The organism is Coleofasciculus sp. (assembly GCF_046539235.1).
Classification (GTDB): Bacteria; Cyanobacteriota; Cyanobacteriia; order Cyanobacteriales; family Coleofasciculaceae; genus Coleofasciculus.
On sequence record NZ_JBKHHI010000576.1, the window covers coordinates 1 to 3,198 of the forward strand.

The 3,198-nt window shown below is 44.7% G+C and carries 3 protein-coding genes and 1 pseudogene; 2 read left to right on the forward strand and 2 right to left on the reverse strand.

Going from position 1 to position 3,198, the window contains the following annotated elements:
* Both ACLFWI_RS28725 and ACLFWI_RS28730 read right to left on the reverse strand, forming a co-directional pair.
* A pseudogene (locus tag ACLFWI_RS28725) lies at positions 1 to 211 on the reverse strand (multicopper oxidase family protein); the annotation flags it as partial.
* A 295-nt stretch (positions 212 to 506) separates the two neighbouring features.
* Positions 507 to 695 carry a hypothetical protein gene (locus tag ACLFWI_RS28730; protein ID WP_446415771.1) on the reverse strand — a complete coding sequence of 63 codons (189 nt, stop codon included), beginning with the start codon at positions 693 to 695 and terminating at the stop codon, positions 507 to 509.
* Between the two features lie 499 nt (positions 696 to 1,194).
* Here ACLFWI_RS28730 and ACLFWI_RS28735 point away from each other — a divergent pair, with 499 nt between their 5' ends.
* Positions 1,195 to 1,647 (forward strand): beta-lactamase hydrolase domain-containing protein, encoded by a 453-nt coding sequence (locus tag ACLFWI_RS28735; protein ID WP_446415772.1) that lies wholly within the window; start codon positions 1,195 to 1,197, stop codon positions 1,645 to 1,647.
* Between the two features lie 21 nt (positions 1,648 to 1,668).
* Positions 1,669 to 3,063, forward strand: coding sequence for an MBL fold metallo-hydrolase (locus ACLFWI_RS28740; protein ID WP_446406199.1), 1,395 nt, complete (start codon positions 1,669 to 1,671; stop codon positions 3,061 to 3,063).
* Positions 3,064 to 3,198: the final 135 nt, after the last annotated feature.

The following is a 3,198-nucleotide window of genomic DNA, read 5'->3' on the forward strand; positions in this document are numbered from 1 at the left end:
TATAAAGGTTGGCTTGACGTCCAGCGAGATTAATATCACCGTAACCCGCATCGAGAGCAATATCGAGTTGTCCGCCTTGGCTACTCAATCGCCCGGTTGACTTGCGTAACTTTTCGGACTGCGCTTGTTTGGTCGTAGTAGAAGAACACTGACTGAGTAATATAGCGCCAGCTGTTGAGCTACTGAGGAAAAAGAATTTTCTGCGATTCATATTAAATTAAGATCAAAAGTTTTTAGTTGTGTGTAGGGGCGGGTTTCACTACTATCGTTTCTTACCTCATCCAGATGTGACTAAACCCGCCCCTACTTTCCTTACAGACAATCTCTTATCGTTGAATGCAACTTGGCATTAATTCTGAGGCAATTGTCTCCGACTCCAAACCGGAACCCCATTTGCATTCCTTAACCTCAGAACTTGGTTTCCTTTTTGGACTTGAGCCGCAATCATAGCGGGGGTTCCTGCCATATTGACTCTGGAACCTTGAACCTGAATTCTATCATTTGGCTCAATAGTTATCCCTTGGTCTTGCCAATACCAGGCTGTTCACTTTTATTCCTGCATTGTCATTAGACAGTAGAGTCGATGCCTCTGTCGGTTTTTCGCCCCACAAGGGACTGGTTCCGAGTGCCAACAGGGTTGAACCCGCAATCACTACTGCTCCAATAACGGCTTTGTTGGGTAGGTTGATATTCATTTTTCGTCCTCTTGAGTCTGGTCAGAGGGTATTTGACAAGTTCTATTTCTGGGTTGTCATCAACGTTTGGATGCCCTTAGGGCTTCATTGATTAAATGAACATATCTACTACGCTTCAAGTTTGGGTTTGGCGTTAATTCAAATACCCTCTCTTTTCAGGCTAACATTATTTTAATGAAAATTCTACATTAAATTCTGTGTAAATAAAATAAATAAATAGACAACTCTCTTGAAAATAATTTCTATTAGCATTCTAAGCCAGTTAACCTTTAGCTGAAGTCACCCGTTAACTCACAGCCAAAGCTAACGCCTAAAAAATAGCCTAACCTCCAAATTAAAACTATCTTTAGATAGAAACCAATCTACTTCTCAGGTTAGATGAATTGTCCTAAATTTTAGCCAAGACTATGAATGGAATATCAATAGCCGGACATGGCAATAAATTATTTATACCCGCTTCAATTAGACTATCGGCATTTTAACAAGGAGCTAGACAATCATGGAAAACGCCAAAAAGATAAACGATAACTTAACCGTAGCCACCAATCAGGTGACACCGGAGCAACTGCAACAAGCGGTTCAAGAAGGGGTAAAATCGGTATTAAATCTGCGATCGCCTGGGGAAGAGGGGTTCGCTAGTGATGAAAAGCAGCAAGCCGCCGCCGCCGGATTGCACTATGTCAACATCCCCGTTAAACCTGATACCCTAACGGATCAACTGGCAAGCCAAGTTCTCCAACAAATCGAAGAACTGCCCAAGCCAGCCCTAATTCACTGCAAGAGTGGGTTACGTTCGGGGATGATGGCATTAATGTATGTGGCAACTCGCGAAGGAATGACCGCAGAACAAGCCATGGAAAAAGGGAAAACCATGGGCTTTGATTGTGAGAAATCCCCTCAAATGAAAGAATTCTTCAAAAATTATATTTCACAGCATTCCTCAGCGAGTTAATCCTTAATCGGAGAACGAATCATGGCATTAGTTTTAGAACAAATTAACACCGAAGGACTAGCGCTGCTATCCTATATAGTGGGAGATGACAAAGCGGGTGTAGCCGCCGTTATCGATCCGCGTCGTGACGTAGATATCTATTTGCAAATAGCGCGATCGCGGGGTGTGAGAATTACCCATATCTTAGAAACCCATATCCACGCCGACTTTGTATCCGGCGCATCGGAACTTCAAGCCCGTACTGGCGCAACAATTTACGGCGGGAAGAGTGAGGATTATCAGTTCCAGATACAGCAACTGAGTGAAGGGGACGAATTACAACTGGGTAAAGTTACCCTCCGCGCCCTGCATACGCCGGGACATACGCCAGAACACATCTGTTTGTTAATTCATGATGCTCAACAGGGGAAAGAACCCTTTGGCGTACTCACAGGAGACACGCTGTTTAATTTGGATGTTGGGCGTCCCGATTTAGTCGGTACAGGAACCGAGAAAAAACAGGCGGCGCAACTGTATCACTCATTATTCGACAAATTAGTCCCATTAGGCGATCGCGTCGAAGTCTATCCCTGTCACGGTGCGGGTTCAGCCTGCGGTAAATCCATAGGCGATCGCCGACAGAGTACAATTGGGAATGAACGGATTTTTAGTGACGCCTATAAACAGCGAACCGAAGCCGAATTTGTCGAGTGGATTTTGGGCGATATGCCAGAACCCCCCACTCACTACTCCCGCTTAAAAAAAGTGAACGCAAAAGGCGCATCGATTAAAGGGTGTGTGCCAACATTGCAACCCTTATCTCCTCAAGAATTTCAACAGAAAATGGCAGATGAAAACACCATTGTCATTGATACCCGTTCGATGCTGGCATTTGGGGGTGGACATATACCTGGTGCGATTAATATTGCCCTGCAATCTGCCTTTCCTAACTGGATAGGCTGGATGATTGACCCAGAAAAAACGCTGCTATTAGTTGTAGAAAGTGCGCGGGATTTATCATTGGTTACCGAACAGTTATTCCGCGTGGGTTACGATAACTTAGCCGGATATCTCCATGATGGGATGAAGAGTTGGCAGAATGCGGGGCTACCCTTACAGCACCTGGGTGAGTGGACGGTGCATGAGTTGAATCAGCACAAGGAAGACTCAAAGCTGACGGTGTTAGATGTGCGAACTGACAAAGAATTCCACAGTGGCTGCATCCCTGGCGCTGAACATATTTATGTCCCCCATCTCGAAGAAAAACTGGATCAGTTAGATAAAAGTAAAACCGTAGCCACCTACTGTGGTAGTGGATATCGGGCGTCTATAGCTGCCAGTTTGCTGCAAAAGCATGGGTTTGAGAATGTTATCAATATTCCCGGTTCATGGAGTGCCTGGAAGACTGCCGATTTACCCGTGCAACAACCAGCATAAAATTAAGAGTCGGTAAATTTAGTAGGGACACGGCAATGCCGTGCCCTTACAAGTAACGCTAATACCCTGAAATATTGATTCAATAATATATTTTTCCGTTAACATCGGTGGGTTACGGCGGATACTCCATTAAAT